This window comes from Micromonospora sp. NPDC004336, assembly GCF_053602615.1.
This window is the reverse complement of record NZ_JBSGDY010000297.1, coordinates 1-4,056: the sequence shown is the minus strand read 5'-3', so window position 1 is coordinate 4,056 and position 4,056 is coordinate 1. Positions and strand designations below refer to the sequence as shown.

The following is a 4,056-nucleotide window of genomic DNA, read 5'->3' as shown; positions in this document are numbered from 1 at the left end:
GCTCGATCCAGGCGGCCGGCACCAGCAGCACGCCGGCCTTCCGGTCGGCCTTCAGGTCGACCCGGGCGGTGAACCGCTCCCCCTGCAGGAAGGGCAGCACGTAGTAGCCGTAGACGCGCTGCGGCGCCGGCACGTAGATCTCGATGCGGTAGCTGAAGTCGAAGAGCCGCTCGGCGCGGGCCCGCTCCCAGACCAGCGGGTCGAACGGGCTGACCAGCGTGTTGCCGCGCACCCAGCGGGGCAGCCGCGCCCCGGCGTGCAGCCAGGCGGGCCGCTGCCAGCCCTGCACGGCGACCGGCAGCAGCTCGCCCGCCTCGACCAGCTCGGCGATCGCCTGCCGGGCGCCGGCCACCGGCAGCCGGAAGTAGTCGCGCAGCTCCGGCTCGGCGGCCACCCCGAGCGACCGCGCGGCGATGCTCACCAGCGCGCGGTGGGCCTCCGCGTCGGTCGGCGTGGGCGCATCCAGCACCGCGGCCGGCAGCACCCGCTCGGGCAGGTCGTAGCGGCGGGCGAACGAGGTGGTGCGCTCGGCTGCGGTGACCTCGCCGGCCCAGAACAGGAACTCCAGCGCCCGCTTCACCGCCGACCAGTTCCACCCCCAGTTGCCGGTCTCCCGGGGCGCGTCGTGCTCGATCTCGGCGGCGGTCAGCGGCCCGCGGGCGGCCACCTCGTCGCGGACCCAGGCGACCAGCCCGGGCTGCTCCTCGGCGATCCGGCGCATCCCGCCCCAGGAATCCGAGCGGGACCGCGCCATCCGCCAGCGCAGCGCCGGGTGCAGCCCGACGGGGACCAGCGACGCCTCGTGCCCCCAGTATTCGAACAGCTCGCGGGGGCGGCGGTAGGCGGCGGTGTCGAGCAGGGCGGTCGGGTAGGGCCCGAGGCGGCTGTAGAGCGGCAGGTAGTGCGCGCGTTGCAGCACGTTGACCGAGTCCATCTGGATCAGCCCGACCCGGTCGAGCACCCGGCGCAGGTGCCGTCGGGTGGGCACGCCGGTCGGCGCGGGGTCGGCGAAGCCCTGGGCGGCCAGCGCGACGCGGCGGGCCTGGGCGAGCGAGAGGGATTCCGGTGCGGCCATCGTCGGGCACCCTAGTCCACGCGTACGACACCCCGGCGGATGCTGGACCGAACGCCCGTCGAGGCATAGAACAGACACATGCTCACGATCCGGCGCGAGGAGCCCGAGGACGCCGAGGCGGTCGCCCGGGTGCACATCCACGGGTGGCGGGCCGGCTACGCCGGGATCATGCCCGACGAGGTGCTGCGACGGCTCAACGTGACGGCGTGGGCGCAGCGCCGGCGGGACCTCGGCACCGCCGAGCCGGAGCACCCGTTCACCACCCTGATCGCCGAGGCCGACGGGGCCCCCGCGGGGTTCGTCACGTTCGGCCCGTACCGCAACAACCAGGACCGGGACGACCTCGACCCCACCCTGGGCGAGGTGCTGGGGATGTACGTCGAGCCGGCGCGCTGGGGCGACGGCACCGCGCGGGCGCTGCTCGCGGCGGCCCGCGCCGGCCTGGCCGCGCGGGGCTGGTCCGACTACCGCGTCTGGGTGCTGGCGGACAACCACCGGGCCCGCCGGTTCTACGAGCGGGCAGGGCTGTCACCGGACGGTGAGCGGTCCACCTACCCGGTGCCCCTGGCCGGCGGGGCTGCGCCGGTCGAGCTGCTCGAGCTGCGGTACGCCGGACGCGTCGACGGCTGACCCGGCGGGCGTAGCCCGACGGCTCCGGCCGTCGTCGCCCGGGCGGCCGCCGAGCCGCTCGTCGCCGCCGGGGCGGATCGGCAGGAACGCCAGCAGCGCCAGGCTGATCCAGACGTACGTGTTGCTGCCGAGGAAGCCGTCGAGGCCGGTGAAGTCCTTCTCCCACGCCCAGACGATCCGGCTGATCAGGAAGCCGTACCCGACGATCGCGGCGCCCAGCAGCGCCCGGCGCCGGCGGCCGCCGGCGGGCGCGGCCATGCCGTTGTCCACCAGCAGGATCAGCGCCGGCAGCAGCCAGACCAGGTGGTGCACCCAGGTGACCGGGCTGATCAGGCACATCACCGCGCCGGTCAGCGCCAGGCCGGTCGCCTCGTCGCCGGCGGTCACGGCGGCCCGGGAGCGCCACGCCCACAGCGCCAGCGTGGCGAGCACCAGCGCCAGCCAGGCCAGGGTGCTCGGGTGCTCCGGGTTCAGCCGGGCGACCACGCCGCGCAGCGACTGGTTGGAGACGAACGCCAGCTCACCGACCCGGCCGGTGTTCCACAGCGCCTCGGTCCAGAACTCGCGCGAGGCGTCGGGGAAGAGCGCGGCGGCCGCCAGCGTCGCGCCGGCCGCGGCGGCCATCGAGGTGACCGCGGCCCGCCAGCGCCGGGTGACCAGCAGGTAGACGATGAAGATGCCCGGGGTCAGCTTGATCGCGGTGGCCAGGCCGATGCCCACGCCCGCCCAGCGGTTGCCGGCCGGCAGCAGCCGGAGCAGGTCGACCGCGACCAGGAAGAGCAGCAGCATGTTGACCTGGCCGAAGTTGACCGTCTCGCGCATCGGCTCGTACGCGGCGGCCAGGCAGAGCGCCACGGCGAGGGCGAACCAGCGGGTCCAGCCGGCCCGGCGGGAGATCGGGTCGACCAGCCACCAGAAGAGCACGGCGGTGACCACCACGCTGGCGGCCACGCTGACCACGATCGCCGCCGTCCAGGGCAGGTACGCCATCGGCAGCATGACCAGGGCGGCGAAGGGCGGATACGTGAAGCCGTACTGGGTGCCGGGCTTGAGGAAGTCGTAGATCTCCCCGCCGTCGTGCACCCACCAGGTCAGCGCGCCGTAGTAGACCTTCAGGTCGAAGAAGCCGTGCCGGACGGCCGCCACGGACAGGAACGCCGTCACCGCCACGGCGAGCGCGACCACGCCGAAGACCTGCTGGAACGTCCGTCGGGGACCCTGCGCCACCATCGCCTCCCTCGCCCTGCGTAGGCTTCCGTCCCATGGCTCTCGGGTACGTCCGCCCGGCGCGTCCGGAAGACGCCGGCGAGATCGCACGCATCCAGCTCGCGACCTGGCGGGTCGCCTATCGCCGGATCCTGCCCCGGCACGTGCTCGACAACCTGGACGAGGCGTGGCTCGCCCGGCGGTGGAGCGCGGCGGTGCAGGAGCCGCCCTCCGGCACCCACCGGGTGCTGGTCGCCGTCGAACAGGCCGAGCAATCGTATCTGGTGGGGTTCGCCGCCTCCGGTCCGGCCGACGCGGAGGCGCTCGCCCCCGGCGAGCCGGCCGAGGCGCTCGGGCCGGACGTGGCGGCGGTGACCGACCTGCTGGTGGAGCCCCGCTGGGGGCGGCGCGGGCACGGCAGCCGGCTGCTCGCCGCGACCGTGGACCTGTGGCGCGCCGACGGGTTCGGCCGGGCGGTGGCCTGGGCGTTCGACGGTGACGAGGCGACCCGGAGGTTCCTCACCAGCACCGGCTGGGAACCCGACGGCGCGGCCCGCGCCCTCGACGTGGACGACATGCTCGTCCCGCAGGTGCGCCTGCACGTGGCGGTGCCGGCGGAGGCGGATCCGGCGGACGCGACGCCCGCGGAGGCGACGCTCCCGGACGTCCCGCCGGCCGGCCCGGTGCCGCCGCCGGCCGGCCCCGCGGACTGACGACACGGTCCCGGCCGGCCCGGATCGCCCGACGCTGTCGGGGGCGTCGCCTACGGTGGGCCTCATGACCGCAGCGACGGCGACCAGCGGGGCGGGCGTGCCCCCCGGCGAGCCGGCCGGCCGGGACCGCGACGGCGCGACCCCGGCGGCCGACGCCGCGCTCGAGCGGCACCGGGTCGAGCTGACCGGCTACTGCTACCGCATGCTCGGCTCGATCTTCGACGCCGAGGACGCGGTGCAGGAGACGATGCTGCGCGCCTGGCGCGGGCGCGACGGCTTCCAGGCCCGCTCCTCCACCCGCACGTGGCTCTACCGCATCGCCACCAACGTCTGCCTCGACCAGTTGCGGGGGCGCGCCCGGCGGGCCCTGCCGATGGAGTTCGGCGAGCCGGACGCCCCGGTCGCCGCCGCCCTGGGCGGGCCGGCGCCCGA

4 protein-coding genes and 1 pseudogene are annotated in these 4,056 nt (G+C 75.7%); 3 read left to right on the top strand and 2 right to left on the bottom strand.

Annotation, left to right across the window (positions count from 1 at the left end; translation table 11 throughout):
- Positions 1–1,075, bottom strand: a 1,075-nt coding sequence (locus ACWENR_RS29950; RefSeq protein ID WP_452280299.1) for a winged helix-turn-helix domain-containing protein, incomplete at its 3' end; no start/stop codon positions are given.
- Between the two features lie 78 nt (positions 1,076–1,153).
- On the opposite strand from ACWENR_RS29950, the gene ACWENR_RS29945 reads away from it, so the two are divergent.
- Entirely contained in the window at positions 1,154–1,705 is a 552-nt protein-coding gene (locus ACWENR_RS29945) for an N-acetyltransferase family protein (protein ID WP_452280298.1), read from the top strand.
- Here the strand turns inward: ACWENR_RS29945 and ACWENR_RS29940 are convergent.
- Positions 1,604–2,932: a glycosyltransferase 87 family protein gene (locus ACWENR_RS29940; protein WP_452280297.1), complete on the bottom strand. Its 1,329-nt coding sequence runs from the start codon at positions 2,930–2,932 to the stop codon at positions 1,604–1,606. The two genes, ACWENR_RS29945 and ACWENR_RS29940, sit on opposite strands and share 102 nt — an antisense overlap.
- A gap of 35 nt (positions 2,933–2,967) precedes the next feature.
- On the opposite strand from ACWENR_RS29940, the pseudogene ACWENR_RS29935 reads away from it, so the two are divergent.
- Positions 2,968–3,555, top strand: a pseudogene (locus ACWENR_RS29935) (N-acetyltransferase family protein); the annotation flags it as partial.
- 133 nt (positions 3,556–3,688) lie between these two features.
- Positions 3,689–4,056 (top strand): sigma-70 family RNA polymerase sigma factor (locus ACWENR_RS29930; protein WP_452280296.1); only part of this gene is annotated, 368 nt, incomplete at its 3' end.